The 21,728-nt window shown below is 33.2% G+C and carries 21 protein-coding genes; 18 read left to right on the forward strand and 3 right to left on the reverse strand.

Going from position 1 to position 21,728, the window contains the following annotated elements; translation table 11 throughout:
- Positions 1 to 10: 10 nt before the first annotated feature.
- Positions 11 to 1,258, forward strand: coding sequence for an LETM1-related biofilm-associated protein (locus C6368_RS11945; protein WP_107039446.1), 1,248 nt, complete (start codon positions 11 to 13; stop codon positions 1,256 to 1,258).
- 339 nt (positions 1,259 to 1,597) lie between these two features.
- Here C6368_RS11945 and C6368_RS11950 read toward each other — a convergent pair whose 3' ends face one another.
- Together C6368_RS11950 and C6368_RS11955 are read right to left on the reverse strand one after the other, a co-directional pair.
- A complete protein-coding gene (locus C6368_RS11950; RefSeq protein WP_107039447.1) occupies positions 1,598 to 2,089 on the reverse strand; it encodes a hypothetical protein in 492 nt (163 codons plus the stop codon).
- A gap of 47 nt (positions 2,090 to 2,136) precedes the next feature.
- Positions 2,137 to 2,679 (reverse strand): hypothetical protein, encoded by a 543-nt coding sequence (locus C6368_RS11955; protein WP_107039448.1) that lies wholly within the window; start codon positions 2,677 to 2,679, stop codon positions 2,137 to 2,139.
- A gap of 197 nt (positions 2,680 to 2,876) precedes the next feature.
- Here C6368_RS11955 and C6368_RS11960 point away from each other — a divergent pair, with 197 nt between their 5' ends.
- The 12 genes from C6368_RS11960 (at position 2,877) to C6368_RS12015 (ending at position 12,687) form a co-directional block, all read left to right on the forward strand.
- Entirely contained in the window at positions 2,877 to 3,728 is an 852-nt protein-coding gene (locus tag C6368_RS11960; RefSeq protein ID WP_107039449.1) for a MerR family transcriptional regulator, read from the forward strand.
- A gap of 189 nt (positions 3,729 to 3,917) precedes the next feature.
- Positions 3,918 to 4,430, forward strand: coding sequence for an RNA polymerase sigma factor (locus tag C6368_RS11965; RefSeq protein WP_107039450.1), 513 nt, complete (start codon positions 3,918 to 3,920; stop codon positions 4,428 to 4,430).
- A complete protein-coding gene (locus tag C6368_RS11970) occupies positions 4,430 to 5,917 on the forward strand; it encodes a phytoene desaturase family protein (RefSeq protein WP_199851636.1) in 1,488 nt (495 codons plus the stop codon). The genes C6368_RS11965 and C6368_RS11970 overlap by 1 nt, the downstream gene beginning before the upstream one ends.
- Positions 5,918 to 6,754, forward strand: coding sequence for a phytoene/squalene synthase family protein (locus tag C6368_RS11975; RefSeq protein WP_107039451.1), 837 nt, complete (start codon positions 5,918 to 5,920; stop codon positions 6,752 to 6,754).
- Positions 6,754 to 7,287, forward strand: coding sequence for an isopentenyl-diphosphate Delta-isomerase (idi, locus tag C6368_RS11980; RefSeq protein ID WP_107039452.1), 534 nt, complete (start codon positions 6,754 to 6,756; stop codon positions 7,285 to 7,287). Before C6368_RS11975 ends, idi begins: the two co-directional genes overlap by 1 nt.
- On the forward strand, positions 7,280 to 7,714 hold the full coding sequence (locus C6368_RS11985; protein WP_107039453.1) for a 6-pyruvoyl trahydropterin synthase family protein: 435 nt from the start codon (positions 7,280 to 7,282) through the stop codon (positions 7,712 to 7,714). The genes idi and C6368_RS11985 overlap by 8 nt, the downstream gene beginning before the upstream one ends.
- 29 nt (positions 7,715 to 7,743) lie before the next feature.
- Entirely contained in the window at positions 7,744 to 8,382 is a 639-nt protein-coding gene (locus tag C6368_RS11990) for a flavin reductase family protein (RefSeq protein ID WP_107039454.1), read from the forward strand.
- Positions 8,383 to 8,533: 151 nt separating this feature from the next.
- Positions 8,534 to 9,832, forward strand: coding sequence for a cryptochrome/photolyase family protein (locus C6368_RS11995; protein ID WP_107039455.1), 1,299 nt, complete (start codon positions 8,534 to 8,536; stop codon positions 9,830 to 9,832).
- A 183-nt stretch (positions 9,833 to 10,015) separates the two neighbouring features.
- Positions 10,016 to 10,474, forward strand: coding sequence for a peroxiredoxin (locus C6368_RS12000; RefSeq protein WP_107039456.1), 459 nt, complete (start codon positions 10,016 to 10,018; stop codon positions 10,472 to 10,474).
- Between the two features lie 116 nt (positions 10,475 to 10,590).
- Entirely contained in the window at positions 10,591 to 11,604 is a 1,014-nt protein-coding gene (locus C6368_RS12005) for a lipoate--protein ligase (RefSeq protein WP_107039457.1), read from the forward strand.
- A 269-nt stretch (positions 11,605 to 11,873) separates the two neighbouring features.
- Positions 11,874 to 12,251: an endonuclease domain-containing protein gene (locus C6368_RS12010; RefSeq protein ID WP_107039458.1), complete on the forward strand. Its 378-nt coding sequence runs from the start codon at positions 11,874 to 11,876 to the stop codon at positions 12,249 to 12,251.
- A gap of 247 nt (positions 12,252 to 12,498) precedes the next feature.
- Positions 12,499 to 12,687: a DUF559 domain-containing protein gene (locus C6368_RS12015; RefSeq protein WP_234369137.1), complete on the forward strand. Its 189-nt coding sequence runs from the start codon at positions 12,499 to 12,501 to the stop codon at positions 12,685 to 12,687.
- A gap of 191 nt (positions 12,688 to 12,878) precedes the next feature.
- Here the strand turns inward: C6368_RS12015 and C6368_RS12020 are convergent, their stop codons facing one another.
- A complete protein-coding gene (locus C6368_RS12020; RefSeq protein ID WP_107039459.1) occupies positions 12,879 to 16,358 on the reverse strand; it encodes a PKD domain-containing protein in 3,480 nt (1,159 codons plus the stop codon).
- 330 nt (positions 16,359 to 16,688) lie between these two features.
- On the opposite strand from C6368_RS12020, the gene C6368_RS12025 reads away from it, so the two are divergent.
- The 5 genes from C6368_RS12025 (at position 16,689) to C6368_RS12045 (ending at position 21,721) form a co-directional block, all read left to right on the forward strand.
- Positions 16,689 to 17,780, forward strand: a complete 1,092-nt coding sequence (locus C6368_RS12025; RefSeq protein WP_107039570.1) for an ABC transporter ATP-binding protein — start codon at positions 16,689 to 16,691, stop codon at positions 17,778 to 17,780.
- A 6-nt stretch (positions 17,781 to 17,786) separates the two neighbouring features.
- The gene (locus C6368_RS12030; RefSeq protein ID WP_107039460.1) at positions 17,787 to 18,527 is read left to right on the forward strand and encodes a class I SAM-dependent methyltransferase; all 741 of its coding nucleotides are present in this window, start codon (positions 17,787 to 17,789) and stop codon (positions 18,525 to 18,527) included.
- Positions 18,528 to 18,633: 106 nt separating this feature from the next.
- On the forward strand, positions 18,634 to 19,755 hold the full coding sequence (locus tag C6368_RS12035; protein WP_107039461.1) for a glycosyltransferase family 4 protein: 1,122 nt from the start codon (positions 18,634 to 18,636) through the stop codon (positions 19,753 to 19,755).
- The gene (locus C6368_RS12040; protein ID WP_107039462.1) at positions 19,752 to 20,921 is read left to right on the forward strand and encodes a glycosyltransferase; all 1,170 of its coding nucleotides are present in this window, start codon (positions 19,752 to 19,754) and stop codon (positions 20,919 to 20,921) included. Before C6368_RS12035 ends, C6368_RS12040 begins: the two co-directional genes overlap by 4 nt.
- A complete protein-coding gene (locus tag C6368_RS12045; protein WP_107039463.1) occupies positions 20,918 to 21,721 on the forward strand; it encodes a GT-D fold domain-containing glycosyltransferase in 804 nt (267 codons plus the stop codon). The genes C6368_RS12040 and C6368_RS12045 overlap by 4 nt, the downstream gene beginning before the upstream one ends.
- Positions 21,722 to 21,728 lie beyond the last annotated feature (7 nt).

Consider the following 21,728-nt stretch of genomic DNA (forward strand, 5'->3'; position numbering starts at 1 on the left):
TTTTGCCAAAATGATGCAACCGGGTGCTAAAAATTGGATTGATAAATATTTTTCATTGATTGATGAAAAGGTGATTGATTTAGAGTCTGTTGTTCAGCCTTCGTATATCTCTAAAGCCTCATTTTTACGAAATGTATTTTTTAATTCTGGAATTGTATTTGGATTTCCTAGTGAGTTTTTATTCTTTAAAAATGAGGCGTCTTCCAAATGGACTTCTGACGAGAAAACAACTTTTCTTTTATTTGAATGCTTGCTATTAGTTTATCGTACAGAAAAAGAGATTGTTGTAAAAGATGAGTTTATTTCGTCCTTATTGGAGTTTTATGAACAATACAACAACAAAAGTTCGATTAACGTCCTAAAACTTTTATTTAAAGAGAAGGATGGAATAAAACTCGAAAGTATTCTTAAAAAACGAGTTCATTTAAAGAAAACAATGGGGAATCAGTTGTGGGTCAACTATTTGAATAATAGTTTGGTTTACCTTGATGTATTAGGTTTTCGTTCCTTCTTGATTAACCAAAAACAACTCAAAGAAAGTTATGATTCTTTTGTTTTAGGCGCACTAAACACTATAGGGGTTCTGTCACGCGTGGATCATAAAACTGTAGAAATTGAAGATCAAATTTTATCAGTTTACCTCGCATCCGCAAACATGGATGATCAAGCACGAAAGGATTTTAAACAGAAATTGGCGGACGATTCTTTAACTATCGAGGATATCGTTTTACCTGATCAAAATGATGATTTGTATAAATTCTATCTTTTGGATATGGCAGTGCTTACTGTGCAATCGGACTTATCTGAAATGAGTGAAGAGACATATTATCTCAATAAATTATGTGCGTATTTGGGTGTCAAAAAGAAACATATGGATCGTTCAATTATTATGATTGAAAGATTTGTTATGGAGAATAATCATCAAATTACCTTTTTACAAGAAAAGTCTTCTTACGAACAATTATATGGAAACTTTTCCAAACGGTGGATTAAGATTTTGGGGAGGAACAAGGATAAATTTATTGAAGAACTAAGAGAAAGTAAAGAACTCATTTTTTTAGTGAATAAATCTTTCACGCACGAACTGAGCATTGAAGAAAAAGAAAAAGTGAAATCACAATTTAAAGACTTAGCGAAATCTCTACCTGCATTGGCTATATTTATGTTGCCAGGAGGGTTGATACTATTACCGCTAATTTTGAAAATAATACCAGATTTAATTCCTTCTGCTTTTAAGGAGAATGAGGTGGAGAAATGATAGTTGTTCTAATCTAAAGCCTTTTCATTAAAGCGATATTATGGAATTATATCGTCTCCCCCTTTGGAGGAGGCGGTGGGAGGATTTTTAAATTTATTATTACATCTTATTTTCAGGACGAGGCTTAATGTTCTTGCGTTTCACTGTTAAATGATGAGTTTGATTATTAGGGTCCTCCCCCTTTATCCCCCTCCAAAGGGGGAAACGCTTCGAACTAAGACTGTAAGGCAGAAAAAAATCTCTTTCTATAGGTTGTAACAGTTTACATTGCTAACATAAAAGCCGGAAAAGTATCGTCTCCACCTTTGAAGAAGGCGAGGGGAGGACTTTTTGAATTTACTAATTATCATGGATTGAAATATATTCTCCTTCCCAATTGTCAAATTTCTTCAATAAAAATTCTAATTCGACAATTCGATCCCCATATTTAGCACTAAACTCTTTACCGTAATAATTCAAAGTGCGATTTTTAGAGTTAAATCTTAACATTGGATTTTGATCTATGGGAGCTTTGACAGTTCTTCCGTCATTTGTTTTTAGCTCATTCTCACTTATGATACCTCCCAATAAAAAGATTTTTCCGTTCTCTCGAACTTTATATTTGCCAGTGAAAGTGATTTTACCAAAAACAGCTAAGGTGTCATTTCCACCGAAAATGAAGAGGTGAGCAGTAGATGTTGAGTCAATTGGGTTTAGTTTTAAGAAAATCGTTTCTTCGCTGTTTACTTCGAATTTATTCCATTGATAATTAATTGATTCTAATGTTTTATTGCTGATTGTTCCGCAACTTGAAATTGCAATAATTAAGAAAAAGACATAGAATATTTTCATCGGAATTTGCCTTTATGAAGAAGATTGGATATCTATCTCCTATCGCGTTATTCATTAATAATTGCCTCCACGCTTTTCACAGCAACAATTGCATCTTTCACGCCTTCTTCAGATAGTCCTTGATCACTAGATTCAAATATGTAATTTATTCCATCAATTTCATGTTGAGCAGCAGTGTGATAAGTTACTTTACTTGTTCCTTTGGTTAGTTTATAAACGGTGAAATTCTTTTCTTTTTCAATGAATTCAACCTTTTCGGATTGTTTATCAAGTTCTTCTAAATACCTTTTAAATCCATCTATCATTCCCCAATCTTGAATCTTAAGGAAAGTTTGTTTTCCCTTAATAAGATCCCAAGTATAAGTGTCTAACTCATGTTTAATTAATGTTCTGTCCTCTTTTGGAACCATTAGTGAAGCCTTTAATTCATAGGGTCTCAAATCAAATTCAACAAAATCACTATAATCTTTATTTGAAATCTCCGTTCCATCTGAATTTTGATTCTCAACGTTTTCACCTGAATCGGTTTTGCAACTCGAAAGGGATAGGGCAATAGCGATAAAACCTAGTAGAAAATATTTGCTCTTCATTTTGACTTCTTTTTGGAATCCGAAAGTAAGAATTTTTTAACTAAGATCTCTATTGTTCATTTTGTCCATATGGAAGAGATTATTAGAAATGAGGTTTACAGATTATAGTTAAAATATAGATTTTGTCACTTTTCTTACATTGTTTAAACTATCTTTGTTAACATTGAACCAAAACCGAATCGAACTGTTTATGAATTATGGCAGAATACAAAATTAAAGATTTAGAAACTTTAACAGGTATTAAAGCTCATACCTTGAGAATATGGGAAAAACGCTATAACTTGTTGTCTCCTAATCGTACTGAAACCAAAATAAGAACCTATTCTGACAAAGATTTAGTGAAATTACTCAACGTAGCGATACTGTATGATAGTGGAGTGAAAATTTCGAAAATAGCCGAATTTTCTTCCAATCAAATTCAACAAAAAGTAACAGATTTGTATGATCACAAGTATTCTTATAGTGCTGTTGTAAGTTTGTTGGTTCAGTCAATGATTGTGATAGATTGTGAAACATTTGAGCGTGTTTTGAAAAATACCATTCAGAAAGAGGGGTTGGAAACCGTTTACAAAAACTACTTGGTTTCTTTTTTAAATCGAATTGGAGTTCTTTGGATGGTAGGAACTATAACTCCAGTGCAAGAACATTTTGTTTCGAATCTAATTCGTCAGACAATTATTGTGGAAACTGATAAACTGCCTATTGTTGTAAAAAGAAGGATTGATGCCGTTTTGTTTACACCTGAAGGAGAATTCCATGAAATTAGCTTGCTCTTTTATAATTATATCTTAAGAAAAAGGAATTTCAGAACACTTTACCTTGGAGCTAATCTTCCAATAGTTGATTTAAAATCTACACTATCCACCATTAACCCTAAAAATCTTATTGTTTCTATCATCGCGGGTGTTAGTGAAGAGTCGTATTCAGATTTTATGAAGTTTCTCACTGATGAAGTGAGGCTTCCTGTTTTTCTGGGTGGTGCAATGGTGGATAATTATGGGCTACCAAAATCAGAAATAATATTTCCTATTCAAGACTGGATTGAGTAATAAAAAACACAATTGTTGTGTATTAATTTACACACTTTAAATAATTCAGGTTATTTGTTTACTTTGTCTCCAATAAGTTTGTCGTTTTAATGACCTGATTTTCCTCACTTTCTTGCACTTCTTATAAATATACATATATTTGGCACAATTCTGTTTAATCTTAAGTTAACAAAATTAAACAATCATAAAATGTCAACATTAGAATTTAATAATATACTTATATCGATGGAGTCCTATTTATTGGCTTTTGCGATGAATTACACGAAGAATCTTGAAGATGCTAAAGATTTAACGCAGGAAACTATGTTAAAAGCAATTCGCTATAAGGATTACTACAAACCTAAAACGAATTTCAAAGCATGGATTTTCACGATCATGAAAAACACTTTTATTAATCAATATAGAAGAAAAGTGAGGTCAAAAACTATTTTTGATAACTCAACTGACTTATATTTACTAAATAATTCTTCAGAAGACAGAGATTCTCCTTATAATTACATTGCAGATGGCGAGGTAAATGCTCAATTAGAAACTTTAAGTCCAGAGTATAAAGAGCCGTTTGAAATGCATTACAATGGTTATAAGTATAAAGAAATTGCCGATAAATTGGATATTCCTTTAGGAACTGTGAAAAGTAGAATTTTTATTGCCAGAAAGAAATTAATGGACCTTCTTCCTGAATATAAGTACAACAATAATTAATGATAAAAAAGAAAATAACAGTTATAGGAAGTGGTGTAGCAGGGTTGTCAGCAGCTAGTTATTTAGCTAAGTCTGGTCACGATGTAACGCTTATTGAAAAAAATAAGGGCATTGGAGGTCGAGCTCGAAAATTCGAAGTTGATGGTTTTGTGTTTGATATGGGTCCTAGCTGGTATTGGATGCCAGATGTGTTTGAACAATTTTATAATGCTTTTGGGTACACAACGAAAGATTTTTATCAGTTAGAAAGGCTTGATCCTAGTTATCGTGTGTTTTGGAAAGATCAAAGCCAAGATGATGTTCCGGCAAATATTGATGAATTTTATGCGTGGTTTGAAAAACTTGAACCTGGTTCGACTAAGAATTTAGATAAATTTTTAGCGGAGGCAGCATACAAGTACGAAGTGGGTATGAATGATTTGGTTCACAAACCAAGTTTGAGGTTTACCGAGTTTGCTGACATGAGAATTGTTAAAGGAACATTGAAATTACACTTATTTTCATCATTTTCTAAATATATTAAAACATATTTTTCCCATCCTAAAATTATAGAGTTACTTGAGTTTCCTATATTGTTTTTAGGAGCAATGCCAAAAGATACTCCAGCATTATATTCTTTGATGAATTATGCTGATATTAAGTTGGGAACGTGGTATCCGATGGGTGGAATGCATAAAATCATTGAAGCTTTTGAGCAAATTGCAATTGCTCAAGGTGTGAAAATAATAACGGATTGTGAAGCCAAAAACTTCAACTACAAAGAGGGGTTGATCTATGAGGTAAATACTCAAAATAATGGAAGTTATCTTTCAGATATTGTAGTTTCTGGAGCGGATTACAACCATACAGATAAAGTCTTGGCAGGTGAGAATTCCAATTATTCAGAAGATTATTGGGACAAGCGTTTGATGGCGCCTTCATCCTTGTTATTTTATTTAGGGTTAGATAAAAAAATTGATAATTTACTTCATCATAATTTATTTTTTGATACAGATTTTAAAATTCATGCAGAAGAAATTTATAAAGAACCGCAATGGCCATCTCAACCGTTGTTCTATGCGTGTTGTCCTTCTAAGACCGATGATTCCGTAGCTCCAGAAGGAAAAGAAAATTTGTTTTTATTAATTCCAATTGCTCCAGATTTAGAAGATACGGAAGAATTACGAGAGAAATATTTCGATATTATCATGGAAAGATTAGAACAAAAAACGGGATCAGAAATTAAATCACATATCGAATATAAAAGAAGTTTTTGCCTCAAAGATTTTAAATCAGATTATCATGCATATAAAGGAAATGCCTATGGATTAGCCAATACCCTAAAACAAACAGCGTTTTTCAAACCGAAAATCGTCAACAAAAAGGTGAAAAATTTATTTTATACAGGACAGCTAACTACTCCTGGACCTGGGGTTCCACCGAGCATTATTTCTGGTAAAGTCGTTGCTGAAGAAATTAATAAACGTATTAACGCAAACAAAATATAAATGAAACTACTCTATGATAATCTTTCGAAGGATGTTAGCAAGCGTCTTACACGTGCCTACAGTACTAGTTTCTCATTGGGGATAAGATTCTTAAGTAAGGAAATACAACAACCTATTTATAATATTTATGGTTTTGTGCGTTTGGCCGATGAAATTGTAGATTCTTTTCATGATTTTGAAAAGGAAGAACTACTGAATGAATTTAGAGCAAGTACTAAACTTGCAATAGATAGAAAAATAGCGTTAAATCCTATCTTAAATTCTTTTCAAGAAACGGTTCATCGTTATAATATTACTCAAGATCTGATTGACTGTTTTTTGGACAGTATGGAAATGGATTTGAAAAAGTGCGAATACAATCAAAATGATTATGAAAAATACATTTTGGGTTCTGCAGAAGTAGTAGGACTAATGTGCTTAAAGGTTTTTTTAAATGGTGATGAAAAAGAGTATCAAAGATTAAAGCCAGATGCCATGAGTTTAGGCTCAGCTTTTCAAAAGATTAATTTTTTACGCGATTTACAAGCAGATTTTAATGAATTAGATAGAACATATTTCCCAAATGTGGATATGTCAAAATTTAATGATGAAATCAAAAAGGAAATTGAAAAAGACATCGAAAAAGATTTTAAAAAAGGATTAGAAGGGATAAAAAAATTACCTAAAAAAGCACGTTTTGGTACTTATATGGCTTATATTTATTACTATAAACTTTTTGTAAAAATTAAAAATACAAAGGCAGAATCAATTCTCGTGGAACGCGTGAGAATACCAAATAACAAAAAATATATGTTGTTCTGTTCTTCATTTTTACGTCACAAATTGAATTTAATTTAATGGAAGATACAGGAACTAAAAATGTTGTACTCGTTGATGAGACCGATCAGGTTCTTGGAACAATGGAAAAGATGCAAGCGCACCAAGAAGGTCGATTGCATCGTGCATTTTCTGTGATTATTTTTAATGATAAAAACGAAATGCTAATTCATCAAAGAGCTAAAAATAAATACCATTGTGGAGGAATGTGGACAAATGCATGTTGTTCACACCCAAGGTTTAACGAAGATTCTAAAGATGCTGCAGTTCGAAGAATGCAAGAAGAAATGGGGTTTACAACTGATCTGGATTATGTTGGACAATTTATTTACAGAACGGAATTTGATAATGGATTGATTGAAAATGAATTGGATCACCTTTTTATAGGGAAATTCAATGGCACTCCAATCCCAAATCCAGAAGAAGTTGAAGATTTCAAGTACATTGGAATCAATGAACTAAAATTAGATATTGAAAAGGCACCACATAATTACACAGTATGGTTTAAAAAAATTGTGGAAAATTATTTAACGGAATTGATTACAAATGGTTAAAATTGGAAGAAGAACAACTTTTAATGCAGCACACAGATTGCATAATGACAATTGGTCGCAAGAAAAAAACATTGCAGTTTTTGGAAAATGCAATTCACCAAATTACCATGGTCATAATTACGTTTTAGAAACTTGGGTTGAAGGCGAAATTGATCCTGAAACTGGGTTTGTTATAAGTTTGACCGAACTAAAAAATATTATCAAAGAGGAAATTGAAGAAGAATTCGATCATAGAAATTTAAATTTGGATGTTGCTGCTTTTGAAAATCTGAATCCAACAGCTGAAAACATAGCTAAAGTGATTTATGAAAAGTTAAAACCGAGGTTAGCAAATAATAAATTAACAATTAGACTCTACGAAACGCAAAATAATATGGTGGAATACACAGGGAAAGAATTACGAATTACGAATGAGACTAATACGTAATATTAAATTCGTAATTCATAATTAATTATATGAAAATATTCAGTTTAGAGGAAATAAATAAGCTCGATAAACGCTACCGAACAAATTTAATCAACTGTTTGAGCGGATTAAAAGGGTTGAATTTGATTGGAACTAGAAATAAAGCGGGACAAACGAATCTTGCGATTTTTAATTCAGTCATTCACTTGGGTGCTCACCCTCCGTTGATGGGGTTTATTCAACGCCCAAATTCTGTGGATAGACATACGCTCGAAAACATTCAAGAAACTTCATTTTTTACAATAAATTCTGTAACAGAAGAAATTCACAAACAAGCGCACCAAACTGCAGCACGTTATGAAAGGTCAGAAAGTGAATTCGGTGAAACTTCACTAGAAAGCGTTTCTTTGGATGATTTCCATGCGCCATTTGTTGCTAAATCTCCGCTAAAAATCGGATTAGAATGTGTTGATATTATTCCAATTCCAGCAAATGGAACGCAGCTCGTTGTGGGTGAAGTAAAACTCATTCAATTGGATGAAAAATTCCTTAAAGAGGACGGATTTCTTTCATTACACGATCAAAATATTGTTGGAGGAACAGGAATAGACAGTTATCTTTCCACAAAGGAAATTGCAAGATACAGTTATGCAAAACCAGATTCACCAATTGAAATAATTACGAATTAGGCTTGCGATAAAGCGCAATTCGGAGCGTCTCTCCCTTTGGAGAGCCCGTAGCGATAATAATTGGTAGGAATCAAGAGGGAGGAAAGAATTTATTTCAGAGAATCATAAACAATCAATTCGGTGGGAAACTTGATAATTAAACATTAAAAAAATGAACATTTTTTGGCACAGAAGAGATTTAAGAACCAACGATAATGCTGGACTTTTTGCTGCTTTGAGAAAGGGAAATAACGTGCAACCGATATTTATTTTTGATGAAAATATTTTGGAGGATCTAAAAGAAAACGATCAACGTGTCTTATATATTTATCAGCATATTACAGCGCTTAAAGAAGCATACGTAAAAGAGGGAAGTGATTTGTGGGTTTTTTATGGAGATCCAAAAACTATATTCAAAAATTTGATAAAGGAACACAATATTAATTCAGTTTTTACCAATCGTGATTATGAACCTTATGCTAAAACGCGAGATAAAGAAATCGAAAAACTTCTTGAAAAAGAAGAAATCAAATTTCGAACACTTAAAGATCATGTAATTTTTGAACGCAATGAAGTTTTAAAAGGCGATGGAACACCTTACCGTGTTTTCACGCCTTACATGAAAGTTTGGAAAAATGAATTAACTCCTTTTCACTTGAAATCTTATCCAACAGAAAAATATTTTAAGAACCTGAATAAACCTGAGGAGATTTCGAAACTTATTTCCTTGAAAGAAATGGGTTTTTCAGAGGAACAAACACAAGATTTTCCGCCAATTGAAGCAAGCGATAAGATTATAAAAGATTACGAAAAAACAAGAGACATTCCTTCATTAAAAGGAACAACAAGAATGAGTTTGCATTTGCGTTTTGGAACTATTTCAATTCGAGAATTATGTCGTCAAGGTCAGAAAAACGAGAAGTATTTCAATGAATTAATTTGGAGAGATTTCTATCAGATGATACTCGACCATTTTCCGCATACAGCAGACAAATCATTTAAACCTCAGTACGACAATATCCCATGGGAAAACGATGAAAATCATTTCAAAGCGTGGATGGAAGGAAAAACTGGTTATCCAATTGTGGATGCAGGTATGCGGGAACTCAATGAAACAGGATTTATGCATAATCGAGTGAGAATGATTGTTGCAAGTTTTCTCACCAAACATTTGTTAACAGATTGGCGTTACGGAGAGGCTTATTTCGCTGAAAAACTCCTCGATTACGAAATGGCAAGTAATGTTGGGGGATGGCAATGGGCAGCCTCTTCAGGAGTAGATGCGCAACCCTATTTTCGTGTTTTTAATCCTACTAGTCAACAAGATAAGTTTGATCCCGATGACAAATACATCAAAAAATGGGTGCCCGAATATGGAACGAATGAATATCCAAAACCAATTGTCGAGCACAAAAATGCAAGGGAAAAAGCGATATCCGTTTATAAGGACGCGGTAAATAATGATGAATGATGAACGATGAATTCCCGGAATTTCGGCTTAGGGACGTTTTTAAGTTCATCTATGCATATCCTCAATGTTAAAAAAGAGCACGTTTTTTCATGGTGTTGAAAGCTGATTGGGAGCGCCACACCATTTGAAGGAGGATTAAATAGATAGTTAAAGGAGGATAGAATGGGTTAAAAAAATTTAAAAATGAAAACAATACAAAAAGGGGATCAATGTCCATCATTTACATTGAACGATCAAGAGGGGAAAACATTCAATAGTTCCGATTTTATTGGAAAAGAAAACCTTGTGATTTATTTCTATCCAAAGGATGAAACAGCAGGATGCACAAAACAAGCTTGTTCTTTTAGAGACGCATATGAAGATTTTATCGAAGCAGGAGCAAGGGTTATTGGGATATCAAGCGACAGTGAAGAAAGTCACAAGAAATTTGTAGAAAAAAACAGATTACCTTTTACTTTATTGGCGGATTCAGATAAAAAAGTAAGAAAAGCTTTTGGCGTACCCACAAATCTATTGGGTTTAATTCCTGGTCGCGTAACTTACGTTATCGATAAAAAAGGAATCGTTCAAGGAGTGTTTAATTCACAAATGAAATTCGACCAACACGTTCCAGAGGCATTGAAAATTATTAATGGTTTGTAATGTTGGCACGCCCGAAATGTTGGCATGCCCTATTAGGGCAAGCCTACATTTTTGGGGCCACCAACCAAAACCATTTAAAATAATTATTTTAGCCATTCACAAACGGGAAACACATTATGATTTTTGTAGAAAACCAAGGAATCACAGACCCAAGATTAAATCTTGCATTAGAAGAATATATCGTTCGAAAGTTTAGCCCCGAAAACGATTATTTATTGTTTTACATCAATGAACCTTCTATTATTATTGGTAAAAATCAAATTACGATTGAGGAAGTAAACCAGGATTATATCGACAATCACAATATTCATGTCGTGAGAAGAGTGAGTGGTGGTGGTGCAGTTTATCATGATTTTGGGAACCTAAACTTTAGTTTCATTACCAATCACGACATAAAACAATTACATAACTTCAAAAAGTTTACCGAGCCCGTAATTAAAGTGCTGAATGATCTAGGAATAGAAGCTGAACTCAAAGGAAGAAACGATATTTTAGTAGGTGACAAGAAGATTTCTGGAACAGCTCAATTTTCTACAGGTCGCCGCATGATTAGTCACGGGACCTTATTGTACAACACAGATTTAGGTGAAGTAGCGAATGCATTAAATGTAAAACCAAGTAAATTAGAATCTAAAGGACACAAATCTGTAAGAAGTCGTGTGGCAAACATCAGTGAGTTTATTGAAAACCCGCTAGAAATCGAAGAATTTAGGGCGTTATTGCTGAAAGGACTTTTCTCTGAATCTGAAGATTTTGAAACCTATAAATTGACCGAGGAAGAATGGAAAGCTGTTCATGCGCTGAAAGATGAAAAATATGATGCTTGGAAATGGAATTACGGAAGAGCACCAAAATTCAATGTTCAGCATAATAAACGATTCACTGTTGGAGAATTAGACGTCCGTATTTTTGTAGAAAAAGGACTGATTCAAGAAGCTAATATCTTTGGAGATTTCTTTGGAAGAGATGCCGTAGAAGACATTGAAAAATTATTGATTGATATACCCTACGACAAGCCTTCCATTACAGAAGCTTTAGAGAACATTGATGTAACGAATTACTTTGGAGCAATCGAAAAAGAGGCGTTTTTAGACTTTTTGGTAGGGAAAAACAGTTTAGAGCATGAGTAACGAGTTTTGAGGCGTTTCAAACTGATTGATTTCCTTCCACTGGATTATCCTCCCCATGTATCGCCCTCCAAAGGGGGAAGTAGGGCTTCGCAATCTTGCTTTTTTGCTTTAATTAAAAAAAGATAGTCCATTCTAAAAATTTTGGATTTAGTTGGTTTCGTCTCCCCCTTTGGAGGGGGGCAGGGGGGAGGAAATCGTAGGAAAAACTATTTTCAAATATTCATTGAATTACCCCGTTTTTTAACTATCTTCAATTAAAACCACCACTTATGAATAATCATTACAACCCTAATTTAAAGAAAAACGCCAATGATTTAAGAAACATGACTGTTTCACGAGCAGAAAAATACTTGTGGAAAGCAGGTTTACGAAATAACCAACTCGGAGTTAAATTCAAACGTCAACGGCCGATAACGAATTTCATTGTAGATTTTTTCAGTGCAGAAATAGGATTAATAATAGAAGTAGATGGTAGCTCCAATGATGCGAAAGGTTCGTATGATCGATACAGACAAGATAAATTAGAGTCTCTTGGCTATACCATAATTCGATTTCAAGAAGGAGAAGTGATTCATCGCTATCCTGATGTGGAAGATAAAATTATAAGAGCGATTGAAGTGTTGAAAAGTAGAAAAAGAGTAGATTGAGAATTCCTTTCACTGGATTGTCCTCCCCCTTTATCCCCCTCCAAAGGGGGAAATTGCGCTACGCAACTAAACTTTTCTATTTTAATAAATAAGATAATTCTAATCTTTAATCAATAAGACCAGATTGATTTCGTCTCCCCCTTCGGAGGGGGGCAGGGGGGAGGATATCAAAGGAAGCACTATTTTTAAATGAATACTGAAAATCATTGAATTACCCTATTTTTTCAGTGCAGAAATAGGATTAATAATAGAAGTAGATGGTAGCTCACATGACGCGAAAGGTTTATATAATCGATACAGACAAGATAAATTAGAATCATTAGGCTGCACGGTTATTCGTTTTCAAGAAGGAGAAGTAATTCACCGCTACCCTGATGTAGAAAACACAATCATAAAAGCAATTGAAGTTTTGAAAAGTAGAAAAGGAGTAGATTGAGAATTCCTTCCACTGGATTATCCTCCCCCTTTATCCCCCTCCAAAGGGGGAATTAGGGCTTCGCAACCTTGCTTTTTTGCTTTAATAAAAAAGCTAATTCCATTCTTATTCATCAAAACCAGATTGTTTTCATCTCCCCCTTTGGAGGGGGCTGGGGGGAGGAATGGGGGGAGGATTCTCCCAACTAAAACTTAAATCTTCACAAACTCAACTGCCTCAACATTCCCATCTCCTTCATAAACTATCCTGTAATTTCCATTCGCCCAGCTGCTTGTTTCCAATACAAAAACGGTCAAGCCTTTATCTAATGCTTGTTTATCTGAAATTACATGGATTATTTTTCCAAGGTTGTTATACACTTTTAATGTAACCGCTCCTTTTTTAGGCATTACAAGCTTAATCGTTAATTGGTCTTTTACAGGATTAGGATAAGGATTGATGATTACCGCTTGATTTTCAGTCATTGTTTTACACACCTCGTTATTCGTCAAATCTTCCTCAATAAACTGCACTGGTTGAATAATCTCTCCATTCACACATAAATAGTTTTGAATGGTGTCTTCTGCTGGTATTTGAGCGCTTGGAGATGCTGAGAAAATGTAAATTTCTTCCTCGTTGGCCTGTAACATTCCAGACCAAGTTTCTTTGATGGATCCAGTGTTTGGACTCTGAGAAATTAAATCAACTTCTGTAATTGGAGTCGTCCCTTTGTTTTTTAATCGAACTGCTATCGTTAGGAATCCATTGATTTCCTGACTAAACAATTGAGAAATTTCTAAATCTGTTCTTTGATCTAAAACTGGTAATTCTATACGCATACTATCTACACAGTTCCATTCGTTTTCTACTTTCAACTGCACAATTTGGGTCGTTCCAATCTGACTTTCTTCAAACACTATACTTGTGTCTGCTTGTTGAGAAGTCGCGAAATTTCCAAAACTCCACAAATATTCGTTGGCTCCTGAGCCTGTACTTTCAAAAACAATTGGATAATCTGTGATAAATGCTCCAGGTGTAAAAGTGAAATCAGCATTTAAAAAAGGGTTAATCGTAACATCTGAAACATTAGCATTAATGCATCCAAAACTAGAGGTCACTTCATGCTCCAATTCATAAATACCACTATTGGAAAAGTTATTGGTGATATTAAATCCATTTAAAGGTGCTTGGTTATCAAATCTCCAACTCACTTGTGCAACACTCCCATTCGGAACAAATGATGCGTCTATAAATGAAGTTTCTAATCCTGCACAATTCTGATCAACAGAATGTTGAACTTGAGGAGTGGCGTGTATTTTTACAGTTTGTGTGATACTATTACTACAGCCATTATCTGAATTAACCAGTAATTCAACATCGTAAATTCCATGCGAACTGTAAGGTTTTTGAGGATTGTTTTGAGTTGACGCTGTTCCATCTCCAAAATCCCACAGCTTTCCAGTTATTACAGCTGGAGCTACGATTGTAGAAGTATTTTGGAAGTTTACGATACTGCCTTCACATACTTCATCGAAAATGAAATCAGCAGTAGGTGCAGGAACGATATTTATGGTTTGAATTAATGAATCTACACAGCCAAAAACATCTGTTCCGACCAACAATACATCAAAATCTCCGTCATCATTAAAAGTATGAGATGTATTTTGACCATTTGCAGTGTTCTCAATTCCGCTTGAAGGATCTGCAAAATTCCAATCCCAACTTGAAATAGTTGTTGGACTAATTTGACCTCCACTAAATAAAATACCTTCAAATTGACATTGGTTGGTAGTTGCAAAAGTCAACATCGGGTTTTCTTTCACCTCGATTGTTTGCGTTAGTTTGTTGAAACAACCCGAAGACGTTTCTATGATTAAATCTATGTCGTACATTCCACTATTTGAATAAGCATGATTACCTGTGGCAACAGTTGAACTGTCTCCATCTCCAAACGCCCATGTCCAACCAATTATTGTTGAGCCGTCTGTGGTAGAGGAAAGGTCTGAGAAGTTTATCGGAGCGTTTACGCAAGCATTGCTTGGAATTTGCATTTGAACGATTGGTGCATCACCTGTTATGATCACGTCAATAGTGTCTTTTGCTTCGCAACCGTTTGCATTTTGAACGATTACACTATAAGTTCCTGAGGTATTAATCTCCAATTGAGGAGTTGTTTCTGCTGTGTTCCAAAGGTAACTTGTTGCGCTACTTGCTCCAGAACTTAGAACAATATCATTTCCTGAGCACATTGTGGTGTCTGGACCTAATGTTGCTGTGGTTGCAAATATATCTTCAGTGAAATTTAATGTATCTGATGCGAATATACAACCGTTGGTGTCTGTGACTACAACATGTACATCTCCAGGAGAATCGATGATCAAAGTATCACCAGTTGAAAAGTCCGACCAGAGGTAGGAATAATTTAGGCCTAAGTTGGTGTTCCAAATTATTGAATCGTTGGAGCAGTATTGGTTGGAAAGAGGGTAGTTTAATTGACCCAAGTTTACTTTAATAGTATCTCTTGAAATGAAACCAAAAACATCTTCAACTTCAACCCAATATGTTCCTGAAGAATTAACAACTAAACTATCTGCAATGGATCCATCTGACCACAAATAGGACTCAAATCTTTCACCAGCGTAAATAGTGGTGTCGCAAAAACCGTATTTGGAGATATTTGCACCTAGGTTGGTTGGTGGTGCATATTTATGACGAAGATATTCATGTGTTAACTCACGCAACGAATCGGAAAGTTTAACATTAAAAAGAATTATTTCTCCTATTTCGCCATCCATGAAATGACTTCCTGTGGAACGGCCTAAAAACACTGTTGTATTGAAAGACGGTGCACCAACAGCGGTAGAGAAAAATGAATCACTGTTTATTCTAAAATCGAAAGTAGATCCAGAGTTAATATTTAAGATGTGAGGCTTTTTTAAGTCGATGGAATTAGAAATATCACCTATTGTGAATCGTGTAGCTCTTCCAAAACCAGAATAAACAACATTATTATTGTAAGGATAATGATCTTGAGAGGCAGATGTTCCAAAAGACCACAAGCCACTTGTTGAAGCAGAAGTTGCAGGAGTATTTTTGAGTTTAATTAATGAAAAAATTTCAGCATTAGCTAGGCTGGAAAAGTCAATCGGCTGAAAGAAGTTTGGGCCACTTGGTTGAAATTCAACCATGTTATGGTTATTTATACTGTTTTGAGCAGGTAGCAAATAAGGTTGGTTACTAGGTGATGATTGTAAATAACTATTTGAATTTCCGGATAAATCATTCCATTCGGCAATTCTATTTCCTGAAACTGTTTGAACACTATCTGCTTTTAACCACATTTCCAATTGGCTAAACCCTGTGAAATCTACAATTCTAAATGAACGTACTTCCGACCAGGAACTGTTGTTAGCCTTACTTCTCCAATAAAACTGAGTGTTACTTGGAAGTTGAGAGGATGTGAAATTTGTGAGGGTTAAGGAAGTAGCGTTTTCTACTAACGTACTGAAATTAGCACTTGTTGAAATCTGAAAATCGTAACTAGAAGCATTTGGAACAGAGTTCCATTCAAAATAAATTGTAGTACTATCAAAAACATAGTTTGCTTTAGGGAAAACTAAACCAGGTTGTGCAAAAGTTGCTAAGCTAGAAAGCAATATTACTAACGGTATTATTATTAGATTTTTGAACATAATTAAGTTATTCAATTCAAATAGCAGGTTTATATTTTTAGAAAAAAACTGAACTGAAACGTAAATTTACGTAGAACCATTCAAATTAACCAAAAAAATAGCTACTTCCAACTCATTAATTCAAAAAACAATTTGATAAGAATAGGATTGCTTGAGTTATAATTACAAAAACTTGAATAATAGTTAGTAATTTAGCAGCGCTAACTAGATGAATAACTTAATACAAAGTCTTTGATTACCACTGAAAATGCGATAACAATCTCGAACCTTTCCAAATCTTATCTAATTGGTAAGAAAAAGGACTCCTCACTTAGGCAGTCTTTAACTGGAATGCTTAAGAAAAAGGAAAGCTCAACGGAATCTTTTTTTGCATTAGAAAATGTTTCCTTCGAAATAAATGAGGGTGAAGTAATTGGAATTATAGGTAAAAATGGCGCAGGAAAATCGACATTACTAAAAATACTTTCCAAAATAACTCAACCTACTAAAGGGAGGATAGAAATAAATGGGAGAGTTGCATCTCTGTTAGAGGTGGGTACTGGATTTCACCCTGAACTTACTGGAAGAGAAAATATTTATTTGAATGGAACTCTTCTTGGAATGTCTCGAAAAGAAGTTTCAGCCAAACTAGATGAAATTATTCAGTTCTCAGGTGTAAAGAAATTTATTGACACTCCAGTGAAACATTATTCTTCAGGGATGTACGTTAGACTTGCATTTTCTGTTGCGGCGCATTTGGAACCAGAGATTTTGATTATTGATGAGGTACTTGCAGTAGGAGATGCTGAATTTCAAAAGAAATGTTTGGGGAAAATGAAAGATGTGGCAGGTGAAGGTAGAACAGTTATCTTTGTAAGTCATGACTTAGCAGCAGTTAGAAAACTTTGTACTAAGGGAATTCTTTTAGAACATGGAAAGATTATAAAGCAAGGAGAAATTAGTGAAGTTATCCAGGCTTATATTAAATCAGGAAAATTAAGTTATCAATATAAACCTGAAATCGTTAAACCTGATATTCCAGTTGCTTTTAAATCAATTGAATTATTTAATGGAGATGGTGAAAACTCTAATGAATTTACTTGTGAAGATGAAATATTATTAAAATTTTCTTTTGAAGTTAGGAAAGAAAACCACCCTTATTCACTCTTTGTGATCTTCAAGGATAAATATGGTTCTCCGATTTTTTCAGTTGAAAAAGCAATCGACAACGAGGTTTTAGTCCTAAAACTAGATAAAATGTTCTTAACCCGAGGGCAATACGATATAACAACATTTATTCATATACCTAAAGTTGAACAAATAGATGTTGCTAATGATGTTTGTGGATTTTCAATTTATGATGCAACTTCTCCATTAGCAATTCATGGAAGTTATGAATATGGAAATGTTTTTGGAAACTATAAATGGCAAAGTAATATTTAGACAATAATGATAAAAAAAATAAAAGATTATTATAATTGGGGTGGTCGTTTCTTAACAGATCCATTTCACATTAAAGTTGCAGATTTAAATAAAAAGGAAGCTGACAAAACTCCTTTACGTTCAGATATTATCAATTTTTTATTGCAAAAACTAAATAGAGACACCACCTATTTGGAAATTGGAGTAAGGAATCCCGCAATTAATTATGATAAAATTATATCAACCACTAAATACAGTGTTGATCCTGGTTTAGAATTTAAGGAAAACCCTGTTGATTTTAAACTGACAAGTGATGAATTCTTTAGTCAATTGAGAACCAACAAAGTTCTAAGCAAGGATTTAAAATTCGATGTTATTTTTATTGATGGCCTACATTTAGCAGACCAAGTTAATAGAGATATAGAAAATGCATTAGAATTTATTAAAGAAGATGGCTTCATCATTTTACATGATTGTAATCCCCCATCAGAATGGCATGCAAGAGAAGAACATGGATACCGAATTTCTCCCGCTGGAAATAATTGGAACGGTACAACTTGGAAGGCTTTCGTGAAATGGCGCCAAAACAAAGATTTATTTTCGTGCTGTGTTGATACAGATTGGGGGGTAGGAATTATTTCTAAAACTCACAAAATCGGAAGTGCAAGTTCAATAAAAAATCCATTTTTTGAATATGGTGTTATGAATGAAAATAGAAAAGAATCCATGAACTTAATTTCTTTTGAAGATTTGAAATCGCTATTGTAACGTTGGCCTTTAACACTTTTAATTTATTAATGAACTAGACTCACTGTTGAGAATTCTGCAAAATATCTCTTTATTTTTTACGATTTTTATTTATCGTTCTAAAAGTTTGTTCGTAGTAAAGAAAGCAAATAGACATCCTAAATCCATACTTTTTTTACCTGCTTTTTTTCCGGAAAATGCTGGTTATCATTGGCGCGTTAAATTGTGGGCAGAAGAATTAGAAAAAGCCGGGTATAAAGTTGATATTTTATCGGCTATTGAAAAAAATGAATTCTATAACTTGCTTAAAAATAATAGAACTAAGTTCTTTATTACTTTTTTGAAAAGAAGATTTAAGCATGTCTTAATGGCGCGTAAGTTTGAAACTGTTATTGTAAGAAGAGAATTGTTATTGTATAACGATTATGGTAATTTGTTTTTAGATAAATTGCTATTAAAGATTCATGACAATGTAATTCTCGATTTTGATGATGATATCGCTGCAGCTAAAAATCAACCCAAAAAAATCACCAATCGGTATGGGAAAATAATGGGCGAAGAAGGGAATAAGTTTAATGACACATTACGATTATATAAAAAGTTTATCGTTGCCAGTAATTATTTAAAAGACAAAGTTTCGAAAGAAAATATACACCTTAGTTCCGATAATATTTTAGTTATTCCCACTTGTGTAGATTATAATAACTATACAGCTAAACAGTATCCTTCAGAAATTAAAAAGTTGGCTTTTGGTTGGATTGGCGGAGATCACAATTACTTTTTGTTGGACACTCTGTTGCCAACGCTCAACAAACTTTCGAAAACTTATAATTTTAAACTCATTGTTATTGGGGGCGAAAAATATAGCAGAGATACAGATTTTGAAATTGAATTTATTCAGTGGTCTTTAGAAACAGAAATAGAAAATTTGTATAAAATTGATGTTGGTTTAATGCCACTTTTAGAAGATGAAAGATCTAAAGGGAAAGGTGGATTTAAACTCATTCAATACATGGGATTGGGTATTGTGAGCGTTGCTAGTGCAATAACCATTAATAGAGAAATCGTTGAGGATGGAATAAGTTCATTTTTGATTTATAATTCTCAAGATTGGGAAGACACTTTGATTCAACTTTTGAAAGGAGAGATAGACTTTGAAACTGTTGGAAAGAAAGCCAATAAAAACATAATTAATAACTATACTTTTAAGGCTAACTTTAATCGGTATGAAAATTTTATAAAAAAATGAAGAAGATTTGCATTCTCTTAAATGGCCCCATAAAAAATGACCCTAGAGTTATAAAAATAGCACGTACAATTTCAAAGAATAATTTTGTAGACATCTTCTATATTAATGGAAGTCCGGACGATCAATTGTTATTTAATGATAATGTACAGTTATATCATACGGTTAAGAAAGTAGGTTTTAAAACAAAGATAATTCGTCATACATTTTTCTATAATGAGTACAGTTTTCTCTCGCATCAAGTATTAAAAACGAATAAAGAATACGATTATATTTACGCAAATGATTTACCATGTTTAAAGCCAGCCTTATTGATTAAGGCTAAGAAAAGCACCAAGGTGATTTATGATTCTCACGAAATTTATATTGAAACTTTAAATCAATTTCTGCCAACAAAAGCAAAAGGATTAAAAGGACTTTTTTATAAATTCAACCTCAAGTTCTTAAAATACGTAGGAGAAGCAGCTGAAAAAAAGTACCTAAAAAGTGTGGATAAATTTATTACAGTTGGACAAGGGGTAAAAGAATATTTTGAAAAAAAATATGATTACAAAGGGATTCATGTGGTAATGAATTGTCCGGAATTTAAAGAGAATTTAAAAACAATTGATTTACATTCTAAGTTAGGGTTGACACCTTCTACTAAAATTGTACTATATCAAGGTATGTTGAACAACGGTAGAGGATTGGATTTGTTAATTAGATCCTTTCCATTAGTTGACAAAGAATGTGTTTTATTTATTTTAGGAAATGGACCATTAAAAGATCACTTAATTAAACTAACGAAAGATTTAAAACTTGAAAATCGAGTGTTTTTTGAAAAGGCAGTTCCATTCGATGATTTACCTAGTTATACTTCAGCGGCTTTTTGTGGAATTAATTTACTTGAGAATTTTAATTTAAGTAAATCCTTAGCGGCACCAAATAAACTATTTGAGTACATACATTCATCAATTCCAGTTATTGCAAGTTATTCTTTTGAAAACAATATTGTTTTTAATAAATTTAAAATCGGAATACAAACTAATAATAATATTGATGAGATCTCTTCTTCGATAAATGAACTTATTGCGTTAGATACGCATCCTTTCAAAGAGAATTGTAGAGAAGCAGCATTGATTTACAGCTGGAATCAGCAGGAACGTATTTTACTAAATGTAATTCAATGAGAGTAAACTTACCTAAAATAAATCGTGCTTTTAGAATAGGTATTTTAAGACTGTTAAACCTATCAGACGAAAGAATATATAGAAGTATTCATAGGCTCAAAAAAAAGCATCCAGAGGTATTAGGGATAAAAGAAACTTTAAACGAATTAATACACACGGATAAATCGATTTCTAGATTTGGTGATGGTGAATATTCTTTATGTTTGGGAAGAGGAATCGGTTTTCAAGAAGTTAGTAAGACCTTGAGTAATAGAATGAGGGAAATCTTAATCAAAGGAAGCACCGAAAATTGTATTGTTTCAATATTGAATTTCCCAAATGATAAATTGAGTGATTATTCTAAAATGTTTTGGTATGAAAATGTAGTCAGTATTTGTAGACTCTTAGATTTAGGTAAAACATATTTTAATTCAAATATTACGAGGAGTTTAAGTAAAGAACAATTTCTATTAATGAAACAAATATGGGACAAACGAAATGTTATTTTCGTCTCAGGAAAAGGTTCTCGACTAAACGAAGAACATTTTTTATTTGATAATATGTTAACTAAACACATGGTTTATTCTCAGCCAGTAAATGCTTGGCAAGCATATAACCAAACAATTGAAGAAGTTCTTGAAGTTTCAAATAAAGTCGAGAACCCAATTGTGATTTGTTCATTAGGTCCTACTGCATCAGTTTTAGCCTATGATTTGAGTAAATTAAATATAAGAACATTAGATTTAGGTCATTTTACTAACTCTTACGACAACTTGGTACTTAATTTTCCAAAACCTGAAAATTTACCTTATTCTAAATAATAAATTT

The sequence above is a fragment of the Brumimicrobium mesophilum genome, assembly GCF_003025005.1.
Classification (GTDB): Bacteria; Bacteroidota; Bacteroidia; order Flavobacteriales_D; family Crocinitomicaceae; genus Brumimicrobium; species Brumimicrobium mesophilum.

What these genes read in the sequence shown, in the direction of transcription:
- C6368_RS11945 (WP_107039446.1), top strand. Translation starts at nt 11, where the DNA reads ATGATGCAACCGGGTGCTAAAAATTGGATTGATAAATATTTTTCATTG.
- C6368_RS11950 (WP_107039447.1), bottom strand. Translation starts at nt 2,089, where the DNA reads ATGAAAATATTCTATGTCTTTTTCTTAATTATTGCAATTTCAAGTTGC.
- C6368_RS11955 (WP_107039448.1), bottom strand. Translation starts at nt 2,679, where the DNA reads ATGAAGAGCAAATATTTTCTACTAGGTTTTATCGCTATTGCCCTATCC.
- C6368_RS11960 (WP_107039449.1), top strand. Translation starts at nt 2,877, where the DNA reads ATGGCAGAATACAAAATTAAAGATTTAGAAACTTTAACAGGTATTAAA.
- C6368_RS11965 (WP_107039450.1), top strand. Translation starts at nt 3,918, where the DNA reads ATGTCAACATTAGAATTTAATAATATACTTATATCGATGGAGTCCTAT.
- C6368_RS11970 (WP_199851636.1), top strand. Translation starts at nt 4,430, where the DNA reads ATGATAAAAAAGAAAATAACAGTTATAGGAAGTGGTGTAGCAGGGTTG.
- C6368_RS11975 (WP_107039451.1), top strand. Translation starts at nt 5,918, where the DNA reads ATGAAACTACTCTATGATAATCTTTCGAAGGATGTTAGCAAGCGTCTT.
- idi (WP_107039452.1), top strand. Translation starts at nt 6,754, where the DNA reads ATGGAAGATACAGGAACTAAAAATGTTGTACTCGTTGATGAGACCGAT.
- C6368_RS11985 (WP_107039453.1), top strand. Translation starts at nt 7,280, where the DNA reads ATGGTTAAAATTGGAAGAAGAACAACTTTTAATGCAGCACACAGATTG.
- C6368_RS11990 (WP_107039454.1), top strand. Translation starts at nt 7,744, where the DNA reads ATGAAAATATTCAGTTTAGAGGAAATAAATAAGCTCGATAAACGCTAC.
- C6368_RS11995 (WP_107039455.1), top strand. Translation starts at nt 8,534, where the DNA reads ATGAACATTTTTTGGCACAGAAGAGATTTAAGAACCAACGATAATGCT.
- C6368_RS12000 (WP_107039456.1), top strand. Translation starts at nt 10,016, where the DNA reads ATGAAAACAATACAAAAAGGGGATCAATGTCCATCATTTACATTGAAC.
- C6368_RS12005 (WP_107039457.1), top strand. Translation starts at nt 10,591, where the DNA reads ATGATTTTTGTAGAAAACCAAGGAATCACAGACCCAAGATTAAATCTT.
- C6368_RS12010 (WP_107039458.1), top strand. Translation starts at nt 11,874, where the DNA reads ATGAATAATCATTACAACCCTAATTTAAAGAAAAACGCCAATGATTTA.
- C6368_RS12020 (WP_107039459.1), bottom strand. Translation starts at nt 16,358, where the DNA reads ATGTTCAAAAATCTAATAATAATACCGTTAGTAATATTGCTTTCTAGC.
- C6368_RS12025 (WP_107039570.1), top strand. Translation starts at nt 16,689, where the DNA reads ATGCTTAAGAAAAAGGAAAGCTCAACGGAATCTTTTTTTGCATTAGAA.
- C6368_RS12030 (WP_107039460.1), top strand. Translation starts at nt 17,787, where the DNA reads ATGATAAAAAAAATAAAAGATTATTATAATTGGGGTGGTCGTTTCTTA.
- C6368_RS12040 (WP_107039462.1), top strand. Translation starts at nt 19,752, where the DNA reads ATGAAGAAGATTTGCATTCTCTTAAATGGCCCCATAAAAAATGACCCT.
- C6368_RS12045 (WP_107039463.1), top strand. Translation starts at nt 20,918, where the DNA reads ATGAGAGTAAACTTACCTAAAATAAATCGTGCTTTTAGAATAGGTATT.